17 protein-coding genes and 3 tRNA genes are annotated in these 22,769 nt (G+C 41.4%); 12 read left to right on the top strand and 8 right to left on the bottom strand.

Going from position 1 to position 22,769, the window contains the following annotated elements; genetic code table 11:
- Positions 1-22: 22 nt before the first annotated feature.
- Positions 23-1,093: a TerC/Alx family metal homeostasis membrane protein gene (locus tag AC1XUE_RS19230; protein WP_483357609.1), complete on the bottom strand. Its 1,071-nt coding sequence runs from the start codon at positions 1,091-1,093 to the stop codon at positions 23-25.
- A gap of 377 nt (positions 1,094-1,470) precedes the next feature.
- Between AC1XUE_RS19230 and AC1XUE_RS19235 the strand changes: the two genes are divergently transcribed.
- Together AC1XUE_RS19235 and AC1XUE_RS19240 are read left to right on the top strand one after the other, a co-directional pair.
- Positions 1,471-1,543, top strand: a tRNA-Gly gene (locus AC1XUE_RS19235).
- Positions 1,544-1,608: 65 nt separating this feature from the next.
- A tRNA-Leu gene (locus tag AC1XUE_RS19240) sits at positions 1,609-1,697 on the top strand.
- A gap of 43 nt (positions 1,698-1,740) precedes the next feature.
- On the opposite strand, the gene AC1XUE_RS19245 is transcribed toward AC1XUE_RS19240, so the two are convergent.
- Positions 1,741-3,009: a nucleotide sugar dehydrogenase gene (locus tag AC1XUE_RS19245; RefSeq protein ID WP_483358014.1), complete on the bottom strand. Its 1,269-nt coding sequence runs from the start codon at positions 3,007-3,009 to the stop codon at positions 1,741-1,743.
- A gap of 300 nt (positions 3,010-3,309) precedes the next feature.
- Between AC1XUE_RS19245 and AC1XUE_RS19250 the strand changes: the two genes are divergently transcribed.
- A complete protein-coding gene (locus tag AC1XUE_RS19250) occupies positions 3,310-6,258 on the top strand; it encodes a DEAD/DEAH box helicase (RefSeq protein ID WP_483357610.1) in 2,949 nt (982 codons plus the stop codon).
- A 59-nt stretch (positions 6,259-6,317) separates the two neighbouring features.
- On the opposite strand, the gene AC1XUE_RS19255 is transcribed toward AC1XUE_RS19250, so the two are convergent.
- The 3 genes from AC1XUE_RS19255 to AC1XUE_RS19265 form a co-directional block, all read right to left on the bottom strand.
- A complete protein-coding gene (locus tag AC1XUE_RS19255; protein ID WP_483357611.1) occupies positions 6,318-7,613 on the bottom strand; it encodes an adenylosuccinate synthase in 1,296 nt (431 codons plus the stop codon).
- Positions 7,614-7,692: 79 nt separating this feature from the next.
- Positions 7,693-8,196 (bottom strand): Fur family transcriptional regulator, encoded by a 504-nt coding sequence (locus AC1XUE_RS19260; protein WP_483357612.1) that lies wholly within the window; start codon positions 8,194-8,196, stop codon positions 7,693-7,695.
- A 134-nt stretch (positions 8,197-8,330) separates the two neighbouring features.
- The gene (locus AC1XUE_RS19265; RefSeq protein WP_483357613.1) at positions 8,331-10,616 is read right to left on the bottom strand and encodes a RelA/SpoT family protein; all 2,286 of its coding nucleotides are present in this window, start codon (positions 10,614-10,616) and stop codon (positions 8,331-8,333) included.
- Between the two features lie 175 nt (positions 10,617-10,791).
- On the opposite strand from AC1XUE_RS19265, the gene AC1XUE_RS19270 reads away from it, so the two are divergent.
- A tRNA-Leu gene (locus tag AC1XUE_RS19270) sits at positions 10,792-10,873 on the top strand.
- A gap of 154 nt (positions 10,874-11,027) precedes the next feature.
- Positions 11,028-12,383 (top strand): trigger factor, encoded by a 1,356-nt coding sequence (tig, locus tag AC1XUE_RS19275; protein WP_483357614.1) that lies wholly within the window; start codon positions 11,028-11,030, stop codon positions 12,381-12,383.
- A 56-nt stretch (positions 12,384-12,439) separates the two neighbouring features.
- On the opposite strand, the gene AC1XUE_RS19280 is transcribed toward tig, so the two are convergent.
- Entirely contained in the window at positions 12,440-12,817 is a 378-nt protein-coding gene (locus tag AC1XUE_RS19280; RefSeq protein WP_483357615.1) for a helix-turn-helix domain-containing protein, read from the bottom strand.
- 254 nt (positions 12,818-13,071) lie between these two features.
- On the opposite strand from AC1XUE_RS19280, the gene AC1XUE_RS19285 reads away from it, so the two are divergent.
- The 5 genes from AC1XUE_RS19285 (at position 13,072) to AC1XUE_RS19305 (ending at position 18,414) form a co-directional block, all read left to right on the top strand.
- A complete protein-coding gene (locus AC1XUE_RS19285) occupies positions 13,072-13,746 on the top strand; it encodes a ClpP family protease (protein ID WP_483357616.1) in 675 nt (224 codons plus the stop codon).
- 314 nt (positions 13,747-14,060) lie between these two features.
- Entirely contained in the window at positions 14,061-15,305 is a 1,245-nt protein-coding gene (gene clpX / locus AC1XUE_RS19290) for an ATP-dependent Clp protease ATP-binding subunit ClpX (RefSeq protein WP_483357617.1), read from the top strand.
- 113 nt (positions 15,306-15,418) lie between these two features.
- Complete coding sequence (locus tag AC1XUE_RS19295) at positions 15,419-16,195, top strand: SDR family NAD(P)-dependent oxidoreductase (protein ID WP_483357618.1); 777 nt, start codon at positions 15,419-15,421, stop codon at positions 16,193-16,195.
- A 127-nt stretch (positions 16,196-16,322) separates the two neighbouring features.
- Positions 16,323-17,285 (top strand): 1-phosphofructokinase family hexose kinase, encoded by a 963-nt coding sequence (locus AC1XUE_RS19300; RefSeq protein ID WP_483357619.1) that lies wholly within the window; start codon positions 16,323-16,325, stop codon positions 17,283-17,285.
- Between the two features lie 67 nt (positions 17,286-17,352).
- Positions 17,353-18,414: an NHL repeat-containing protein gene (locus AC1XUE_RS19305; protein WP_483357620.1), complete on the top strand. Its 1,062-nt coding sequence runs from the start codon at positions 17,353-17,355 to the stop codon at positions 18,412-18,414.
- Position 18,415: 1 nt separating this feature from the next.
- Here AC1XUE_RS19305 and AC1XUE_RS19310 read toward each other — a convergent pair whose 3' ends face one another.
- Complete coding sequence (locus AC1XUE_RS19310; RefSeq protein ID WP_483357621.1) at positions 18,416-19,138, bottom strand: hypothetical protein; 723 nt, start codon at positions 19,136-19,138, stop codon at positions 18,416-18,418.
- A 226-nt stretch (positions 19,139-19,364) separates the two neighbouring features.
- Between AC1XUE_RS19310 and AC1XUE_RS19315 the strand changes: the two genes are divergently transcribed.
- Positions 19,365-21,695: a TonB-dependent receptor gene (locus AC1XUE_RS19315; protein WP_483357622.1), complete on the top strand. Its 2,331-nt coding sequence runs from the start codon at positions 19,365-19,367 to the stop codon at positions 21,693-21,695.
- A gap of 34 nt (positions 21,696-21,729) precedes the next feature.
- Entirely contained in the window at positions 21,730-22,281 is a 552-nt protein-coding gene (locus tag AC1XUE_RS19320; protein WP_483357623.1) for a hypothetical protein, read from the top strand.
- A 41-nt stretch (positions 22,282-22,322) separates the two neighbouring features.
- Here AC1XUE_RS19320 and AC1XUE_RS19325 read toward each other — a convergent pair whose 3' ends face one another.
- Positions 22,323-22,736, bottom strand: coding sequence for a Fur family transcriptional regulator (locus tag AC1XUE_RS19325; protein ID WP_483357624.1), 414 nt, complete (start codon positions 22,734-22,736; stop codon positions 22,323-22,325).
- Positions 22,737-22,769 lie beyond the last annotated feature (33 nt).

A 22,769-nucleotide genomic window follows, 5' to 3' on the forward strand; every position in this document is an offset into this window, starting at 1 on the left:
CCACTAAAACGAGACACAGATCTTAAGTATTGGATGGTAATAATGGAGTTTCTTTCTTTTCAGGAAAAATAACTGATGCTAAAATACTTACTGCCAGTATCCCCAGGATTACGTATAAAGAATAAACTGTTTTGAAGCCAAGCTCATCCAGATATACATGCGCCAGCATTTTACCACCGATGAATACCAATAGCACACCAAGACCATACTTCAAGAACCTGAACAGTCCCATGATATTGCTAAGGAAGAAGAACATAGAACGCAAGCCCATGATCGCGAATATATTAGAAAAGAACACTACGTAGGGATCCTTTGTCACCGAAAAAACTGCCGGAACCGAATCCACTGCAAAAATGAGGTCAGTAAATTCGACAATCAGTACAACTACAAATAGTGGGGTAATCATCCACCTACCTGCTTTTTTTACAAAAAAGTGTTCTCTTACGTAACGTGGAAACACCGGAAAGTACTTGGAGGTAAATTTCACAACCGGATGCTTGGCGGGTTCAATTTTTTCATCCTCACCACCTTCAAAAAAGATTTTACCTCCCTGATATACCAACAACAACCCAAACAGATAGATGATCCATTCAAAGCGTTGCATTAATGCAGACCCGAGGAAAATGAATATAAAGCGCATCACAATAGCACCAAGAACACCCCAGAAAAGCACTTTCTTATAGTATTTCGGACGTACGCCGAATGATGAGAAAATGAGTATAATCACAAAGATATTATCCACTGACAGCGCATATTCCAGCAAATAGCCAGTGATAAACTCCAACGACATATTCTTTCTGTAAATTTCAAGGCTTTCTTCGAAATTACCGGGAATGAGCTTTACATGTGGCGCGTATTTATCCTTGATGGTCTCCAACTGTGCGTAATTATCCACCCCATGTACCAGATCACCATGTGTATTGATGATCAGGTAAAAGACCAATGCAAGTGCAATCCACGCTACTGTCCAGGCAGCAGCTTCTCCAAATTTAACGACATGATCCTTTTTATTGAAAACTCCCAAATCCAGCAGGAGCATCACACTAATAGCAAGAATAAAGCCTCCGAAAAATAAAACTTCGTTGGAAAACATGAAGAACTTATGGTTTAAATTGATAACATCCCGAACAAAGAATAAGGGAGATTCTTGCTGCAAGTCTCGCTCCTTTTCCTAATGCTGCAAAGGTAATGAAAATATAGCGCTGTAAACTGAAATGGTATCGGTGGTATAAACTATAATTTGGACGGTTAAAAGATCGATTTTTCAGTCCGCTTACTTCGGCACGAATTGTCTTCTCTCCCATGTCGGATCAAAAACTTAGACCATGTAAAAAAAAAATTTACAAAACTCAATGATTTACAATTTGTTAATACCTGATGGCAAAATTTACTGAAAAATATTTAACCTAAACGCTTGCATAGAACAAATGGACGCCCTACATTTGCACCACGTTAATCAGAAACGGTTATGCGAAAGTAGCTCAGCTGGTAGAGCGCGACCTTGCCAAGGTCGAGGTCGCGGGTTCGAACCCCGTCTTTCGCTCAGAGTCAAAAGCACCCGAAATGGTGCTTTTTCTCTTAATGCCCATCACATTGTTCATGGCGCAGGCCGGGGTGGTGGAACTGGTAGACACGCAGGACTTAAAATCCTGTGAGCCGAAACGCTCGTACGGGTTCGATTCCCGTCCCCGGTACCACATCCCGAAAAAGGCTTCATCTTATGATGAAGCCTTTTTTATTTTATAGTCTGGAATCTACTCCCTCCCTGGGCAATACAGATTTAAGGTCGAAAATCACAGATGATTGCTCCTTGAACTTTTCCAGTTCCAAATTTTGAAATTCCTGATGGGATACAGCGAGTAATATCCCTTCATAGGTTCCTTGCGGCTCTTTCACCAGCGAGATTCCGTATTCTTCAAAAACCTCTTTTTCACTAGCCCAGGGATCATATATATCAACTTCAATTCCAAAATCTCTTAACTCATTGAATACGTCTACCACCCTTGTATTACGGATATCAGCACAATTTTCCTTGAACGTAATACCGAGAATAAGTACACGACTTCCCTCAATTTTATGTCCTTTCTTGATCAGTAGTTTGATCAACTTGTTAGCTACGAAAATACCCATCATGTCATTAATCCGCCGACCGGAAAGAATCACCTGAGGATAGTATCCAAGTGACTCGGCTTTATATGCAAGATAATATGGGTCTACACCAATACAATGACCACCCACAAGTCCTGGTTTGTACTTCAGGAAATTCCACTTTGTGGAAGCTGCTTCCAACACTTCCGTAGTATCAATTCCCATCCGATCAAAAATAAGCGCCAGCTCATTTACGAACGAAATATTTACATCACGCTGCGCATTCTCAATGGCCTTCGATGCTTCTGCTACTCTGATTCCCGAAGCAAGGTAAGTCCCGGCTTCGATGATTGATTTGTAGAGTTCATCTACCAGTTGTGCAACTTCCGGAGTGGAACCTGATGTAACTTTCCTGATCTTGGTGAGCGTATTTACCTTGTCTCCCGGATTAATGCGCTCAGGCGAATAACCGCAGAAAAAATCTTCGTTATAACGAAGAGCACTCATCTTTTCGAGAACCGGGACGCAATCTTCCTCCGTACAGCCGGGATATACCGTTGATTCATAGATAACAATGTCTCCCTTTTTTAAAATTTCTCCCACTACCCTGCTCGCACTGAGAAGCGGACCTAAATCCGGTTTTTTATAACTGTCAATAGGTGTAGGAACGGTAATGATAAAAACGTTTGACTCTACTATTGATGCCTTATCAGATGAAAAAGTCAGCTGGGTACTTTCTTTAAATTCCGCCTCAGATATTTGTAGTGTTCCATCCTCACGGTTTTGTAACTGTCTTATTCTTTCTGTATTAATATCAAATCCTACTACTTTGTATTTCTTGCCAAACTCTATAGCCAATGGCAATCCTACATAGCCCAAGCCAATAACGGCAATCTGTTTTGTTGTGACTTCCGATAACATGTATTCCTGATTGTTATTATACTGCAAATCTATACATAGTTAATCCTTTAAAAGCATATTTTACAGTTTTTGTAAAACGCGCGTGATAGCAATTTGATTTTTATATAAAATCTCTCAAAATTTTAGCTGTTCCAGCTGCTATATACACTGGATACATTTCTACGGATCCCTCATTTTTCAACCTTTCAAATCCCCTGATTCTTTATTACATTTGATATTTTGCCAGCTCCAAGGGAGCAACTTATCTTTCTGATTTCTTCTTTAAGCTGCTTGCAAACAGTCTGTCACAACCTATATATAATGAAAGTATCTCCTCAACAACCTTTTAAGATTATCTATTCGATTCTGAATCACGAATACCTTGGGTATATATTCGAATCATTTGTTGTTCAGCTGGATCAGCACGGAGATTTCACATTTCAGATACAAAATATTTCTTCAAAAAACATTAATGAATTCAGTGACGGTATAGATCAGACTGACATAGAGCTGGTGAAACTGATTGATGATATTCAGCAAGATGTTATCCTTAAAAAATTCAACTCCAAGAGACTTAACACTGTTGATTTTTTTCTTAAAATATACGATACTCAGAAAGGTGATAAGGTCATACAGGAAGCCATTGCACATTTTCTTGAAAAAGCAAAATCCGGAATCCTGAGCAAATTGGAAGGGAAAAGCCTTTTTATCATGGGAAGTGATGGCAATCCGTTATGGAAGGAATTAATCCGGGAATCTGAGAAGGCGACTATTCGTTTTCATTTTGTACGAAATGAAGACAATACACATTACTTCCCCACAATGCGTTTCAAGTTTGAAAAACTTGATTTCCAATATAAAAATGCCATTCTGATTTGCGAGGAGCCTGCATGGTTGCTCATTGACAATCACCTGTATCATTTTGAAGGAGACGTAGATGGAAAAAAAATCAAGCCGTTTCTAGCTAAAAAATTTATTGCAATTCCCGGTAATGTAGAAGAACAGTATTATACAAAATTTGTTGCGCCACTTATTGCCTCCTACGATGTTGTTGCCAGAGGATTTGAAATCAGGAAAATCACTTCTCCCCCTCGTGCCGTATTAACAATTTCTGACAGTGCAGTCAATTTCAAAAAGTCTGAAATGCTTATTTTTGCCGGGCCTGATAGTTCAGATATTACGCTCGAAGACAACGATGATGAGGTCATCCTTGATCTTTCCTTCCAGTACGGAGTAGGCAACTTTGCTTTCCGGACACATACTGAAGCATCTCCATCGAGTGTTTCTATGGAGAAAAACGGGAATGAATATTTATTTCATAAGGTAAAAAGGGATCTTACAACTGAAAAAAAGCAAGCTCAACTGATCAAAAGCTGGGGCCTCGATCTTCATCATGGCCGCACGAGTATTTCAAAATCTGATGCTTTTGGATGGCTTCAGACCTATTCTGAACAACTCAAAGAAAACAATATTGAGCTTAAACAGAATACTTCTGATTCCAAACGTTACTTTCTTGGGTATTCCTCTCTGGATATTTCGATTCAGGAAGGCAGGGATTGGTTTGATATCCACGCGCGCGTACAGTTCGGAGATTTCGAAATACCCTTTATTCAGTTAAAAAACTATATTCTCAATCAAAAGAAAGAATTCGTTTTGCCCAACGGCGAGATTGCTGTCATTCCGGAATGGTGGTTTACCAAATATTCAGAATTATTCTCCTTTACCGAAAATCATCAAGGTGAGCTTCGATTGAAAATGCATCACCTCGCTCTTGTTCAGGAGTTGCGTGAAGATGATCTGGCGAGTGCTGTGATTAGCCGAAAGTTAGAAAACCTTCGTGATTTTAATCATATAGAACCCACCGAATCACCGGTACATTTCAAAGGGGAGCTACGGCCTTATCAAAAATCGGGTTACGACTGGTTGCATTTTCTGAATCAATACAAATTCGGAGGATGCCTGGCAGATGATATGGGTCTTGGAAAGACTGTTCAAACATTAGCGTTCTTACAATCTCAAAAAGAGCAGGGCATTATTGAACCTTCGATGCTGATCATGCCTACTTCTTTGCTATACAACTGGATGCTGGAAGCCAAAAAATTCACGCCTGATCTTAAAATTTTTACATACACCGGTACTTACCGCGAGAAAAATACGGAACAGTTCAATAATTACGACTTAATTCTAACCTCTTATGGCATTGTCAGGTTGGATATAGATTTGATTCAGTCGTTCCGATTTAATTATGTAATCCTGGATGAATCCCAGGCAATTAAAAACCCAACGTCAATTATTTCTAAGGCTGTAAAAAAGCTCAATGCCGCTAACAGGCTCATTTTAACCGGAACGCCGGTGGAAAATAGTACACTGGATTTATGGTCTCAAATGTCATTTATCAACCCTGGTCTCCTTGGAACGCAATCTTTTTTCCGGGACGAATTTCAGGTTCCGATTGAAAAAAAGAATGACGTGGAAAAGAATAAACGGCTGCACAATCTGATTAAACCATTCATATTACGCAGATTGAAATCGCAGGTAGCGACCGATCTTCCTGAAAAAGTAGAGAGCATTCAATACTGCAACATGAGTGATGAGCAGGAAAAAGCTTATGAAGAAGCCAAAGCCTATTACCGTAACCTTATTCTGGAAAGTATTGATACAGCTGGCTTATCAAAGTCACAAATGGTAGTTCTTCAAGGACTTACTAAACTTCGACAACTTGCCAATCACCCAAAAATGGTTGATACAGCTTATATGGATGGATCCGGCAAATTTGAAGATGTCATCCATAAAATGGAAACCGTTCTCAGCGAAAAGCACAAAATACTGATTTTTAGTCAGTACATTAAACATCTCGATTTATTCAGAGACCATCTTGATAAAAAGAAAATTCCATACTCTTATCTCGACGGTGCTACAAAAGACAGACAGGGTCAGGTTGAAAGCTTTCAACAGGAAGAACATGTTACAGTATTCCTCATTTCGCTGAAAGCTGGTGGATTGGGCTTAAACCTAACTGCTGCAGATTATGTGTTTATTCTGGATCCATGGTGGAATCCTGCTATTGAAGCTCAGGCCGTAGATCGTGCCCACCGTATCGGGCAAGAAAGAACGGTTTTCACTTACAAATTCATTACCAAAAATACGGTAGAGGAGAAAATCCTGGCTTTACAAAAGACAAAAAAACAGCTGGCAGATGATCTGATATCGAGTGAAGATGGTTTTGTAAAATATCTCAGTAAAGAAGATGTATTAAGTTTACTATCATAAAAGTAAAAATCCTGCCTTATGAAAGGACAGGATTTTTACTTTTCTATATTTATTATATACTAGTTCAATTCAGCAGATATTTCACGGCTGATCAAAGCCTGACGGTCAGGACCGGTTGAAATAAACGTAATTGGCAGGTTCAATTCTGCTTCAATGAATTTCACATATTCAACCAATTGAGATGGGATTGCATCGAAATCGTAAATACCATCCAAGGACTGCTGCCATCCTTCGAAATCGCGATATACAGGTGTAACATCGGTATCGCACAGGTCATACGGAAGCTGGTCTGTCAAAGTTCCATCAGCTAGGCGATAATGCGTACATACGCGGATCGTATCGAAAATGGTAAGTACATCGACTTTCATCATAATCAACTGCGTTACACCATTGATCATAGCCGTGTATTTCAATGCAGGAAGATCCAACCAGCCACAACGACGGGGACGCCCTGTGGTCGCACCGAATTCGCGACCTTCTTTCCTCATCTTTTCTCCTGTTTCTTCCAAGAGTTCAGTCGGGAACGGACCGCTACCTACACGGGTGCAGTATGCTTTAAATATCCCGAATACCTCACCTATCTGGCTTGGTGCAATACCAAGACCGGTACAAGCACCGGCCGCCATTGTTGTAGAACTGGTAACAAAAGGATAGGAACCAAAGTCAATGTCAAGCAAAGAGCCCTGAGCGCCTTCAGCCAAAACAGACTGTGAATTTTTAAGCGCATCGTTCACAAGATATTCGCTATCCACAAGTGTGAATTGCCTCATGAAGTCAATCGCAGCGAAAAAGTTCTCTTCAGATTGAGGCAATACCGATGCATAGTCAAACTGATAAAAATCAAGAATCACTTTATGCGCATCAACCAGTTTTTTATACTTGTCTGCAAAATTAGGTGATAACACATCTCCTACGCGCAGACCAAGCCTTGCGATTTTATCCTGATAAGTCGGTCCGATTCCCCTCAGAGTCGAACCGATTTTAGACTCACCTTTTGAACGCTCATAAGCAGCATCCAAAAGCGCATGAGTAGGTAAAATCAATGATGCTTTTTTGGATACGAACAAATTGCTGAACAAGTCAAGATTATACTGCGCCAGGTTTTCGATTTCGCGTTTAAAAACGATTGGATCCAACACCACACCATTTCCGATGACATTCTGTATATCATTACGAAAAATCCCTGATGGAATCTGGTGTAAAACGTGTTTAATACCATCAAATTCCAGCGTATGCCCTGCATTAGGACCTCCCTGAAAACGGGCTACAACATTATAACGCGGCGCAAGAACGTCCACAATTTTACCCTTACCCTCATCTCCCCACTGGAGACCAAGCAATACATCAACTTTCATCCAATAATTGATTACTAAAAAATAACTTTTTTGAAGATTTTTGCCGGCTCATGTATACAAGCCGGGCGAAATAATAGTATTAATCTCTTTCGTGAACAACCGAAGCCTCTTGCGAAGCCTCACTTCTGTTCTGACAGTTCTCTTTCGTGCAGCTACCGTAAAAAATCAGTGAATGGTGCATCACACTGAAATTCAGCATTTCGCCCACCATATTCTGAATAGACTGAATACGTGGATCACAGAATTCCATCACCTTATGACAATCTGTACAGATCAGGTGATCATGTTGTTTATTTCCATAAGATTTTTCGAACTGCGCAAGATTCTTGCCAAACTGATGTTTTGTAACAAGGTCACAGTCTACGAGTACATCAAGAGTATTATAGACCGTAGCACGGCTCACCCTATATCTCTTATTTTTCATACTGATGTAAAGTTCATCTACATCAAAATGATCCTCTCTGGTATATATTTCTTCAAGTATCGCAAAGCGCTCAGGCGTTTTACGAAGACCTTTATTTTCCAGATAAGCCGTCAGGATTTTCTTTGCGGCTTCAAAATTCGGTTTGCTTGCTTGTGGCATATCTTTTCAAATCTTGCGCAAATTACGCTTTTTTTACTAAACAAGGTGACTATGTGGCGGCTAACCTTAAATTTACAACCGCCCAGACATTACCGAAAGGATAACAACTACGATCCTTATTGGTTCACCTTATTTTACTTTCCATTTAAATTCGTATCGAAGCGCTGTACGTTATACACACCTTCAACCTGCTCCAGTTTATTCATAAGCATATCAAGATGGCTGGTATCCTGTACGTATAACCTGATATCACCATTAAATACACCATCTTTAGTATCAATTGTGAGACCACGCATGTTTATATGAAGCTCATTAGAAATAATTCTGGTAACATCATTGATCAACCCTACCCTATCTGTACCTGATAAATACAACCCAGCCAGAAATGCTTCTTCTTTACTTGATTCCCATTTCGCTTTGATAATTCTGTTGCCGTGCTTCGCCATCAATTCAGCCGCATTGGGACACGTGGTCCGGTGAATCTTGATGCCTTCATTGATGGTTACAAACCCAAACACATCGTCTCCTCCGATAGGATTACAGCATGGTGCCAATTTGTAGTCGATCTTATCCATATCGTCACCAATCAGTAACGCATCACCATCAGCACGATCTCCATGCAGATTCTTAAGAAACTTGGTAAGTGTTTTCCCGTCCTTTGGAACCACTGTTTCCGGAGTAGCAGCAACCTCTCCAGCTTTTCGTTCTTTGGCTTCCTTGTCTTTTTTGAACCGTTTTAATTCATCAAGATGAATATAGGCCTTTCCGATCCGGTAGAAAAAATCAGCTGTTGTTTTACACTCAAAAAATGCACGTAGCTGGTTGGTTACTTCTGCTGTCAGCTCTATCCCTAGTACTTTCAGCTTTTTCTCAACCATTTGCCGGCCATCCGTTTCATAACGCCGGTTATCTTCTTTAAGAAAATCTTTAATCCTCGCACGTGCTTTAGAAGTAACCACAATACGAAGCCAGTCTTCATTAGGTTTCTGTTTGGCAGAAGTAATAATTTCTATCTGATCTCCATTATTGAGTACATAGCTGATAGGAACCAGAATCCCACCTACCTTGGCAGCCATGCAGTGCGCTCCAACCTCTGAGTGTATATCGAAAGCGAAATCCAGCGCAGTAGCTCCACTCTGTAATACTTTCAGCTCTCCTTTGGGAGTAAAAACAAATACCTCTTCATTAAAAAGATTACTTCTGAACTCGTCCAGAAACTCTATTGCAGCAGTTTTATCTCCAAAACCATTCTCAAGTGTTTCTCTTACCTGGGTAATCCATTGTTCAATATTGCCTCTTACTTTGGTATCATTCCCTTTGTATTTCCAATGCGCCGCATATCCTTTCTCCGCAATTTCATCCATTCGGGAAGTTCTGATCTGCACTTCTACCCACTGGCCACTCTTACTCATTACCGTAGAGTGCAAGGATTGATAGCCATTAGCTCTGGGCGTACTGAGAAAATCTTTAAGGCGGTCAGGATTAGGCTTATAATGATCTGTAACGATGGAATATGCCTGCCAGCAAATGGCCTTTTCTCTCTCCCCGTCTACAGATGATTCCAGTACGATTCTCACTGCAAAAAGGTCATAGATCTCTTCGAATGGTTTATTCTGCTTGCGCATTTTATTCCAAATCGAATAGATTGACTTTGGCCGACCTTTAAGAATAAAATTAAGTCCTGCCGCTTCCAGATCCTGCGCGATCGGCTCCATAAATTTGGAAATAAACCGATCCCTGATCCCTTTGGTTTCTCTCAGTTTCCTGGCAATTGCACGGTATTCCTGAGGTTCAGTATATTTTAGATAGAGCTCTTCGAGCTCAGATTTAATACTGTATAACCCCAAACGATGTGCGAGGGGAGCATATATAAAAATCGTTTCAGATGCGATTTTAAGCTGCTTATCCCGCGGCATACTGTCCAGCGTACGCATATTATGCAAGCGGTCGGCCAGTTTCACTAAAATTACACGTACGTCGTCTGATAACGTAAGCAGCATCTTCCGGAAATTTTCAGCTTGCTGGGAGGTCCCGTACTCAAAGCGTCCGGAAATTTTGGTAAGCCCATCTATAATCTTGGCAACTTTCTTACCAAACAGACGCTCAATATCCTCAATCCGCATATCAGTATCCTCAACCACATCATGAAGAAGCGCTGCAACAATACCTGTAGTCCCCAGACCGATCTCTTCTACTACGATCTGAGCAACGGCAAGAGGATGGTATATGTAAGGTTCTCCCGATCTTCTGCGCATGTCCTTATGTGCATCAACGGAAGTATAAAAAGCTTTTTTGATAAGTTTGGCGTCATTATCCTTTAAAAAAGGTTTTGCCGTCCTTAATAATCTCCGGTATTTTTTTAAAATATCCTTGCGCTCCTGCTCCAGATCAATATTAAGGGATTCAACGAGTTGCTCCACTGTTAAATAGTCAATTAGTACACTTCACCAAAATAACAAATTTTAGGGACATTATTCAATATGATTTTATTAAAACAAAAATTTTTCAAAAAAATTTGGAATTATAAAACAAATAAACATACCTTTGCACTCCCAATTCAACGATAACGTTGTTGAAGGAAACAAAAAATAAGAAGCGGGCGTGGCGGAACTGGTAGACGTGCTAGACTTAGGATCTAGTGCCGCAAGGCGTGGGGGTTCGATTCCCTCCGCCCGTACGAACAACAAGGGAGTGACGGGGCGTCGTATTCCTAATTAAATTTAGAAATAAATTGCTCCGTATTTTGCCCGTCAAATGCCCTCAGGACTCTGTTTTGAGGGCATTTTTCATTTAATCTTAAAAGGAAATTTTACCAATATCGTAAGGAAAGCATGGAAGTTTTATTAGAGAAGAATTCGCCTACATTAGCCTCACTTAAAGTAAAGCTGACCAAAGAAGACTATCAGCCTAAAGTTGACAAAACCATTAAGGATTATTCTAAGCGTGTTAACTTAAAAGGTTTCAGACCTGGTAAAGTACCTGCGCATGTAATCCAGCGTATGTATGGTAAAAGTATTCTTGTTGACGAAGTGAACAATTTGCTTAGCAGTGCTGTAAGCAACTATATACGTGAAAATAAATTGCAGGTTGTAGGTGACCCCGTGCCTGACCGTAAATCGGCTGACGAGGTAAACTGGGACAAACCAAATGAATTTGAGTTCAGTTATGATCTGGGGATTGCAACAGATTTCGATGTAAATCTTGCTGAGCTTCCTGCAGTAAAACGTCATTCTATCAATGTGGATGACAAAGAATTTAACAAAACACTTGACAATCTTCGTGAAAGATTTGCAGATAGCGCACATCCTGAAACCAGCGAAGCAGGTGACATGGTATTTGGTGAGCTAAAGCAGGAATCATCTGAGTTCTCAACACGTACTGCAATTCCTACCAAGCAGGTTAACGAAGCAAGCCAGTCTAAATTCATCGGTGTTAAGAAAGACGATGTCATTACATTCGACATTCAGAACACTTTCAGTGATGAAGCTGCTGTTGCGCATGTAACTGGTAAGAAGAAAGAAGATGTCAGCGAACTTAGCGGTGAATACACACTAACGGTAGAAGACATTACACGTCAGGCTCCGGCAGAGCTAAACAACGAGTTTTTCGACAAAGTACTCGGACCAGGTGTAGCTGACTCTGAAGAATCCTTCAAAGAAAAAGTACTGGAAATTATCAAAAGCAACTACGAAAGAGAGACTGAAGCATTGCTTCGTCGCGACATCGAAACCGCTTTGATCGACAATATTGCGATTGAACTACCTGAAGCATTCCTTAAAGATTGGCTTGAAAAAACCAACGAAGGCAAATTTACCCGTGAACAAATCGATGAGCAATTCCCTGATTTTACGAAATCATTGAAACTGAGCCTTATCAAAAATAAAATCGCGGATACTGCTGAAGTAAAGGTTGAATATCCTGAGATTCTGGAATTTACCCGTGAAATGGTGAAAGGACAGTTTGGCATCTACGGAGACGATGACAACATGAAAGAAACCATCGACCGTGTAGCACAAGGATATCTTGCTGATAAAGAACGCGATAACTATACAAGCATTTTCAATCAGGTTTTTGACAACAAAGTGCTTGATATCATTCGCAGCCAGGTAACTACTGACGAGCAAACAATCGAAGTAAGCGAATTTGAAGCTCTTGCAAAAGGCGAGACAGCTGAAGAAGTAGCTTAATCAATTCATATCTGTTTTGTGAAAATCACCATTTCCCCGGAAGTGGTGATTTTTCTTTAAAAACCTATTCGTTCCCGCTGCTCCCCTATCTGGCGGATAATGCCATCGCCGAACCAAAGCTTGAATTTGGCTTTCCATTGTTCAACTTCATTTTGCAGTCGACTGTTGGCTGTCATTAATCGGGTATTCTCCTGACGGAGCCATTCGGTCTCAGAAAGTGCCACTGAACCAAAGCCCAGCAAATCCGGCAAATCTATATCCAGAATCTTACTGATATTTTCCAGCCTGCCGAGCGATATATCTGTTCGCCCCCGCTCCATATCCCCATATGCAGTCGTTGATAAGCCCAGCATATCTGCCATATTTTCCTGCGACAAACCTTTCTGCATTCTGATTTGTCTGATTCTTTCTGATAAATTGGATGCTAACTCCATGGCATGTATATTTATTTTTCAGGTTACTAAAAAACTGCTGATGCAAGATACTGATACTGCAAATTGAACATTATCGCATTTTTCGATAAAATATCGGCTGAACAAACAAGGATTATTCAGTGAAATAGTCAAATTTGTGATCACTAAGTAAACAAAAGCTGGTGTTTAGTATTAGAAACTAAGACAAGGTACTTTTTGTTCTTATCAACATGTACCCTTTAAATTACATATCATTTTAAAATTTAAGTTTATTCATGAATCACGGAAATGAATTTAGAAAATATGCGGTTCACCACCTTGGGATGAACGGCCTTACAGTAGACGGCTACGTAAACCATACAATTGATAACATGACGCGTTCAGTCATTGAAGAACGTCCAATGAACTTCCGTGAAGTGGATGTATTTTCCAGACTAATGGCAGATCGTATCATCTTTATGGGAACTGGTGTAGACGATAATATTGCAAATATCATTGTTGCTCAGCTTTTGTTCCTCGAATCTGCAGATCCTAAAAAAGACATTCTGATGTATATCAACAGCCCAGGTGGCTCGGTGTATGCGGGATTGGGGATCTATGACACGATGCAATATGTACGTCCTGACGTAGCTACTGTATGTACAAGCCTGGCTGCATCTATGGGTGCGGTATTACTGGCAGGTGGCGCGGCGGGTAAACGCTCTGCCCTTCCTCACGCCCGTGTGATGATTCACCAACCATCGGGTGGAGCTCAGGGAACTTCAGTTGATATAGAAATCACAACGCGTGAAATCGTTAAGCTTCGCCATGAGTTATACGAGATATTGGCAAGCCATACCGGACAAACACCTGAGCAAATCGCTATTGACTCTGACCGCGATAAGTGGCTTCGGGCTCCGGAAGCAAAAGAATACGGATTAATTGATGAGGTCTTGACAAGAGATAAATAATCATCTCAAACGTTTGGAAAAGCCGCAGGTACACCATTGTATCGGCGGCTTTTATTATATAGACGCCGTAAATTTGGTATCGCGCCTAAAAAAGTTGAAATTTGTACCCGAATTCCCTGACTAAAAAGCAAATGGTAAGTTTACCATCGTGATTGAATTCATGGTAAATCTTTAAATTACCGTCTTTACATGCATGGAGAACACATGTTTGCATGTAAAGAAACAATCATGGTTCTCTTGTTGTTAAGGTTTTCACCAGCCAAGAATTTTGGTTGAATAAATTGTTATATCGTACCATCACCGAATATTGATAAATGGCACAGGTAAGTTGTTCGTTTTGCGGACGTAAGAAAAATGAAGTAGACTTGTTACTATCGGGAATTGACGCCCATATCTGTAATCATTGTATTGCACAGGGATATCAGGTCATCACCGAGGAACTGGGTTCGAAAGAGGATAAGAAGGAGAAAAAATCAAAACTACCTAAGCTTAAATCTATTCCGCCGTTAGAAATCAAACATTTCCTGGAACAGTATGTAATCGGACAGGACGAAGCAAAACGCTCTTTGGCCGTTGCAGTTTACAATCACTACAAACGTCTTAATCAGGCCCAGGGCGACGACGATGTAATGATTGAAAAATCCAATATCATCATGGTGGGTGAAACCGGAACTGGTAAAACCTATCTTGCCAAATCTATTGCGCGCATTTTACAGGTTCCTTTCTGCGTGGCAGATGCAACCGTAGTAACGGAAGCAGGTTACGTAGGAGAGGATGTTGAAACGATTCTTACGCGCCTTCTTCAGGCAGCTGACTACAATGTAGAGGCAGCAGAAAGAGGCATTGTATATATTGATGAAATCGATAAAATCGCCAGAAAATCTGATAATCCATCCATTACCAGGGATGTGAGCGGCGAAGGTGTGCAGCAAGCGTTGCTCAAGCTTCTGGAAGGTTCTATTGTTAACGTCCCACCACAAGGTGGCCGTAAGCACCCGGATCAGAAAATGATCTCCCTGAATACAGAAAATATTCTCTTTATCTGTGGTGGTGCTTTTGATGGTATTGAAAGACATATCGCTAAACGCATCAACACACGCCCTATCGGGTTTTCAGGTGATAACCGCATCATTGAAATATTCGATAAGGGTAATCTGATGAGATATGTAACAGCAATGGACCTGAAATCTTTTGGATTGATTCCCGAGCTGATAGGTCGTCTGCCGGTGCTTACTCACTTGAATCCTTTGGATAAAGAAACGTTGAAGCGTATCCTTACTGAACCTAAAAATGCGCTTGTGAAACAATATGCAAAGCTATTTGCGATGGAAGGAATCAAGCTTCATTTTGATGAAGATGTATTGGACTTCATTGTAGACCAGGCAATGCTTTACAAACTGGGAGCACGGGGACTCCGCTCTATATGTGAATCAATCATGACAGATGCCATGTTTGACTTACCTTCACAGAAAGATGTGAAAGAGTTTACATTGTCTTTGGATTATGCCCAGGAAAAATTCGAAAAATCGTCCATGGCTCAGTTGCGATCTGTTGCATAAGCAGTTAGCAATTCATATCAAGGTGATAAAAATGCCCCGAAACATCAAAACTGTCTCGGGGCATTTTCTATTTGATACAATAAAATATACTTTGCGTTTAAAATTGAGAAATGATGGAAAACTGGTTAACCAACAAGTCCATAGTTGTTATAGGCGGAACTACCGGACTCGGCTTTTCAGCCTCGCGTGCTTTTATCAAGAACGGAGCGAATGTAGTGATGGTAGGTCGCAATCCTGAAAATTGTCTTTTGGCAGAGTTAAATCTGGGCGGAAACTCACGCGCTAAACAAGGAGATGCGACGGATGCACAAACCGCGCTGGATGCCATACAACTCTGTATCCGCGAGTTTGGAAGCTTTGACGGCTTATATCATGTAGCCGGAGGAAGTGGTCAAAATCTGGGAGATGGCCCTTTACACGAACTAAGTCTGAGTGGATGGAACAAGACACTCGATCATAACCTGACCTCCATGATGCTTTCGAATCAGGCGGCGGTTAGGGCATTTTTGGGAATGAATAAGGCAGGAACGATTCTTAACATGAGCTCAATACTTGGTTTTTCTCCCTCACCGGATCATTTTGCCAATCATGCATACGCTACAGCCAAATCCGCTATCATAGGTTTTTCCAAATCTATCGCATCATCGTATGCTTCTAAAAATATTAGAGTGAATGTTGTCGCTCCGGGTATTATTGAAGGATTTGAGCAAGTATCAGAAAGACATGATCGTTTCATAGCATCAAAGCAACCACTGGACAAAGGCAGATATGCCAATCCGACTGACTTGGACGGTGCTGCTGTTTACTTCATGTCTGATTATTCTAAATTCGCAACCGGTCAGGTTCTTTCTGTTGACGGAGGATGGGATGTTACCGATGGTCAGATTTAAAATATATTCCTAAGACTTCTTTTATCAATATTTTAAAACTGATTACAATTACATCATTTGTAAACTACAAGATGTAATTTTGCATTAAATCACTCATATTTCAGACTGTTTTTCCCGCAACAACACCATGGCTACCGGACCTATTGTCACGCTGACTATCAACCCTGCACTCGATGAAAGTTCTAGTGTGAACAGGATCGTTCCTGACAATAAACTTCGTTGCGATACACCGACCTATGAAGCAGGAGGAGGCGGAATTAATGTAGCCAAAGCAATACACAGACTTGGGGGAAATCCTGTTGCTGTCTTTACAATAGGCGGCCCAACCGGCCAGCGTCTGCATAAACTCGTAAAAAGTGAGGGAGTGGAAACCATTGTAATAGAAACCAAACAATGGACACGTGAGAACTTTCATATATTAGAAACCAGTACCGGATTTCAATATCGTTTTGGGATGCCTGGTACTGAGATGATGCCGACCGAAGTACGTTCCATTCTGGAAACCCTCGAAGAGTTCGATCCAAAACCTTCCTATATTATTGCAAGTGGCAGTTTACCTCCCGGTGTACCAGAAGATTTCTATGGGCAAATTGCAGCTATAGCGCAAAAACAAGGCGCTAGGTTCATTGCAGATACTTCCGGTGATGCATTGAAGTACGCTACCCAAAAGGGAGTTTTTATGTTAAAACCGAATATTCTGGAACTTAGCCAGCTTGTAGGTGTAGACAAACTGGAACTGGATGAAGTGGACGATGCTGCCCGGGCGCTCATCATTCGTGGACAATGTGAAGTGGTAGTCGTTTCTATGGGTGCTATGGGTGCAGTACTAGTTACCGAAGACCAGGTGGAGCATATACCTGCACCACCCGTGCAGCCCAAAAGTACAGTAGGAGCAGGCGATAGCATGGTTGCCGGAATTGTCTGGACCCTTTCGCAAGGAAAGTCGCTGCGTGAAGCGGTACGCATGGGTGTAGCCTGTGGCTCCGCTGCTACTATGAATGCCGGTAGTGAATTGTTCAAAATGCAGGATGTAAACCGGCTGATGGATTGGTTGAACAGGTATGGAAAAAGATACTCGGCTACAGTCTGATACTCGTCAAAACACAAATTAGTAAAAACAATAGAATCCTGTCTTTGCAATAGAAACCCACCAGCAAATGACAGACAAGCCTTCAAGACGGGAATTTACCATGTTAACTGCTACATTAGCAGCTGCGGTTACATTTAAACCCTTTTATATTCTTCATGCCAAGCCCCGGAGCAATGAAGAAATAATAGGACATGGAACACATCAATACCGTGTCCAAGAGGGCTGGGGAAACCTGGATGCTTCGAAATTCCCTGTGAACAACTGCCACGAGATGGTGCAAGACAGCAAAGGCCGGCTCATCATGATTGGCGATGAGGTTAAAAACAACATATTAGTTTATGATCGCTCAGGAAAGTTACTGGATAGCTGGGGACACGATTTCCCTGGCGGACACGGACTAACGCTTTGGAATGCCAACGGAGAAGAGTTTCTGTTCATTTGTGATCCGAATACCGGTAAAGTTTTCAAAACAGATTTGAAAGGAAAGGTTTTGCTTACAATTGAACATCCATCTAAAGTGGGCGCTTATCAGGAAAAGGACGCTTTCAAACCCACAGAAACCGCTGTTGGTCCGGATGGTACCATATATGTTGCTGACGGCTACGGTTCCCAGTGGATTCTGCGTTACACACCTCATGGAGAATATATTGATAAATTTGGTGGATCCGGAGATGGAGATGCCCAGTTTGCGACTGCTCATGGTGTTACGGTAGACTATCGAAATAAGTCAAACCCTACCCTGCTGGTTACTTCAAGAGCTCATAATGCATTCAAAAGGTTTACACTGGATGGGAAATACATCAGTACCATCTTTCTACCAGGAGCATTTGTATGCAGACCGGTCATAAATGACAACATTTTGTATTCCGGTGTTTGCTGGTCGCGACTTCGGTATCTGAACCAAACGGACAATTCGGGATTTGTTACCATTCTGGACAGAAATGATAAAGTGATCTCCAACCCCGGAGGTACTGAACCTGAATACCGCAAGGGGATACTCCAATTAATGTTACAGGAAAAACCTATTTTCATGCATTGTCACGATGTGTGTGTAGACAATGACAAAAATATCTATGTATGCCAGTGGAATGCAAAAAAGACCTACCCAATCAAATTGGAGCGCATATAGTTTATCTGATCAGCCGGATCGTAACACCGTTGATTAACATCGTCAAAACAGTAAGCAATGCATAAGCCCAAGGTCCAAGCATAGGAACAAGCCAATAAACGCCTAGTAAAAAAGCAACAAAACCATATCCTGCCAATAGTAAACCATAAAGTATCCGCGCCGCCGCATCCGATCCTTGCTGCGCATGTGTAAATACTGCCAGCGTGGAAGTCATGATCGGAAATGGTGTCAGAATTCCACTCCAGGTGGGTCCGAGATAATCTGCAAGCTGCGTCAGAATAACAACAAAGAAAGTTGCTACAAGTATTCTCAATGGAATGTCATAAGATGGCTGCTTTTTCACTTCAGTCCTGCTCCGGGGCTTTGGAAAAATATACAAAATACCTGTAAGGATAACCATATTCAACAGCAGGCCGGTCCATATGGATACGGTTGTACCCAAAGAGGCAGTCGCTACAACAAAGAACGCTGCATAGCTCACGAGCACAGCCGGCAACCAACGCATTCGGGAAGCTGCAACCGCATATACCAGCGCGAAGAACATAGTCCCTACCGATCCGAGCAAAGCCGATGGAATTGTAGCTGACGCAAAATCGGATCCGTGTTCCAGAGCTATAAAAAATGATATAGGCCCTGCCACCCAAGGAAAGCCGCCTATCCATCCACCAAATCCCTCACCCCATTTACGAACTGAAAAAGTCACGCCTGCGATAAGCGGTGGCATCAGCAGGATCTTGACAAAAATCAAAGAAGTCAATTTGCAAAAAGTAAAAATTTCGTTTACAAAGGTACCTCTAACGTACACATAAAATTATACTAAGCTGAAATACTTTGGATATGTATTGCAACACAGTTGCATATATCTTATTTTTACAAATGTATACTATGTGAAAGGATACGACTTATCAGGATAAACAGTATAAGTCGCACTATGAGCTAATTCGTCAATCGTGAGAAAATCAGTAATCAACAAATTTTTAGGACTTCTTCTTCTATTGACACCTACCCATCTGTTTGCTCAGACATCGCCATGTGCATGCTTTATCAAAGGGGTTGTTCGCGATCAGCATACAGGTTTGCCGGTAGTGGGTGCTACTGTTTTAATAGCAGGGCAAAATAAAGCCGTATTCACAGATGAACAAGGCAGATATATGCTCGATCGCATTTGTCCGGGCAGTTATGAGATAGAATGCCGTATTGTCGGATACAATCCTTTCCGTGAAAAGATTGATCTCACCGAGGGGCATGAAGAGGACTTTATGATTGAGGAAAGTGAAATTCACCTGAAAGATGTTGAAATAACAGCACATAGAACCGACGCGCCAGCCTCTCAGCCCTTAACAACTTTAACCGGCAGTGAACTGTTCCGAACCAGAGGAGATAATTTGGCGGAAAGTCTGAAAGGATTAACAGGAGTGACATCGTTGCAAACTGGTGCATCTATATCCAAGCCGGTAATCCATGGTATGCACAGTAACCGTGTATTGATCATGAATAACGGTATCAGACAGGAAGGTCAGCAATGGGGATCCGAACACGCGCCCGAGATAGACCCATTTGTGGCAACCCATCTTTCAGTTGTCAAAGGTGCGGCCGGAGTTCGTTATGGTTCAGATGCAATTGGTGGTGTTATTCTCGTGGAACCTGAAGAGTTGCCATATAATAAGTCGTTATCCGGCGAAGTAAATATGGTAGGTTTAATGAATGGACGCCAAGGGGTTGTTTCTTCCACTTTGCAGGGAAGTATTCCAAATATGAATTTTAGCTGGCGTGCTCAGGGGACATTCAAGAGGGGCGGAAACATCCGGACTCCAAACTATTTCCTTGATAATACAGGATCCAGTGAGACCAATTTTTCCCTTGCTGCCGGCTACCGTAACAAAGGTTTTGGTATTGATCTGTTCTACAGCAGATTTGATACAAAAATCGGAATTTTTTCGGGCGCTCATATCGGGAGCCTTACTGATCTTTTGAATGTTATTCAAAACGGCGAGCCTCTGATCAAATCTGGCTTTAGTTACGACATTAACAGACCTAATCAGAATGTGCTACACAACCTGATAAAGGCCGAAACGCACTATCATTTCAAAGACGGAAATAAACTTCAGTGGACTATTGCGCAACAAATTAATGACCGGAACGAGTTTGATTTACACAGGCCCCGTAATGATTCAATAGCTGCCTTAAACCGTCCTGAACTTCGTTTCAAACTCAATACGCTGACCAACGATATAGTATGGGATCATAAGCCGATTGATAAAAAGCTAAGCGGCCAAATTGGTCTGAGTTCTCTTTATCAGTATAACCTGATGAACGGACGTCCGCTGATTCCCAATTTTAATCAGTTTAATATCGGTCTATTTTGGATTGAAAGGTTAGTAACACACGGTTGGGAATTAGAAGCGGGAGCTCGGTTCGACTATCGAACACTGGCGACGCATAGGATTGTACGTCGCGAAAAAGTCTCAACAGACTTTACATTTTCCAACTTTTCAGGAACAATTGGTGCTTCCAGGAATCTGACTCAGAATCTGTCGATGACATTGAATGTAGGAACTGCATGGCGAGCTCCGAATGTAAGTGAACTGTTCAGCGATGGCGTTCACCATGGCGCAGCCGCGTACGAAAAAGGAGATTCGACCCTGAATCAGGAAAAAGCGCTGAATACAATCGCGAGTCTTAAATATTCGTCCTCCAGACTGACGGTGGAATTGGGTGGTTATTACAATTATATAGCTGACTACATTTATCTGCAGCCTCAGGCAGAACCTATATTAACAATTCGAGGTGCGTTTCCATATTTTAAGTATACCCAAACAAATGCTGCTTTCAGAGGTGTTGACCTGGCAGTGGACTGGGAGGTACTACCTAAACTGGTTTGGACTGGTAAACTCAGTTATCTGAATGTATATGACAAAGGCAATAAAGATTATCTGGTGATGATTCCGCCCAACAGACTAGATAATCAACTTAAATACATAATCCCGGCAGGAACAAAAGTTCAGAATACATATATCTCTGCCGGAAATCTTTTTGTTGCTCAGCAGAAACGAGTACCCGAAAACAGTGATTTTGCTCCATCGCCAAAAGCTTATTCACTTTGGAATATACAGGCAGGAACCACAATTCCTGTATCCGAGAAGAATGAATTAGAGATCAATTTTGCTATTCATAATATTTTCAATACTGCCTATCGCGATTATCTCAACCGTTTCAGGTACTACGCCGATGACATGGGACGGCAGGTTTCTCTACGGTTGAGATGGAAATTCGGTGCTTAGTTTTAACATTTTTTATTTACAATAACTGTTACCTATGAAAATTAATCGCAAACTAACCTGGGTAATGCTGTTCGGAATGACAGCGCTTTTTACTCAATGTAAAGATTCGGGGGAGGAAGTTACTCCGGATGATGAAAACGAGCTTATCACAACTGTGATTCTTAAGTTCACTGAAAAGGGAACAAGTAATGTTCTTTCTTTTAAATCAAGTGATCCTGATGGTGAAGGTGGCAACCCTCCTGTAGTTGACAACATTACGTTGAAACCGGCAACAACCTATTCTGTAGAAACACAGATTCTGGATGAAAGCAAATCTCCGGCAGTAGACATCACCAAAGAAGTGCAGGAGGAAGCAGTGGATCACCTTTTTGTGTATACTACCTCACCAACGACTCTTTTGGTATACACCGCAAGTGATAAAGACGCAAACAACTTTCCGATTGGTATTAAAGGGGAAGCAAAAACAGGAGCTGCGGGAACAGGAACTTTAAAAGTGCAGCTGAGACATCAGGTAGGCACCAAGAACGGAACTGCTACTCCCGGTAGTGATGATGTGAATGTCGACTTTCCATTGAAAGTTCAGTAAAAAGAAACCCGGACTTGCGATTACATGTCCGGGTTTCTTTTTTAGTTATTGCAACTGGGACAAGTTCCCTGTATTAACAAATTGAAGTTTTCCGGCTTATAGCCTTTCGGCAACATCACTTCCGGAATTAACTGATTTTCCAGGCAATTAGTCTTTCCACAAATATTACACTTAAAGTGAATGTGATCATGCTGATGCTTCTCCTCAGAACAACTATGCGAACACAGTGCATAGCGTAATCCTTCATCATCCAGAACTTTGTGGATGATTCCCTTCTCAAGAAAAGTTTTCAATGTCCTGTATATCGTAACTCTATCGTAATTCTCACCCAGCGCACCTTCCAGATCACCATGCGACAGTGCATTCTTTTTATTTATAAAAGTTGAGAGTACATCCTCACGGCATGTGGTGGTACGCAGATGATGCACTTTCAGTGTTTCCCTCAATCGATCCATTATTTCTAACAATTAGGTCAGTGTGTAAAGGTC

It is taken from the genome of Dyadobacter sp. HNCC25DJ187 (genome assembly GCF_056895255.1).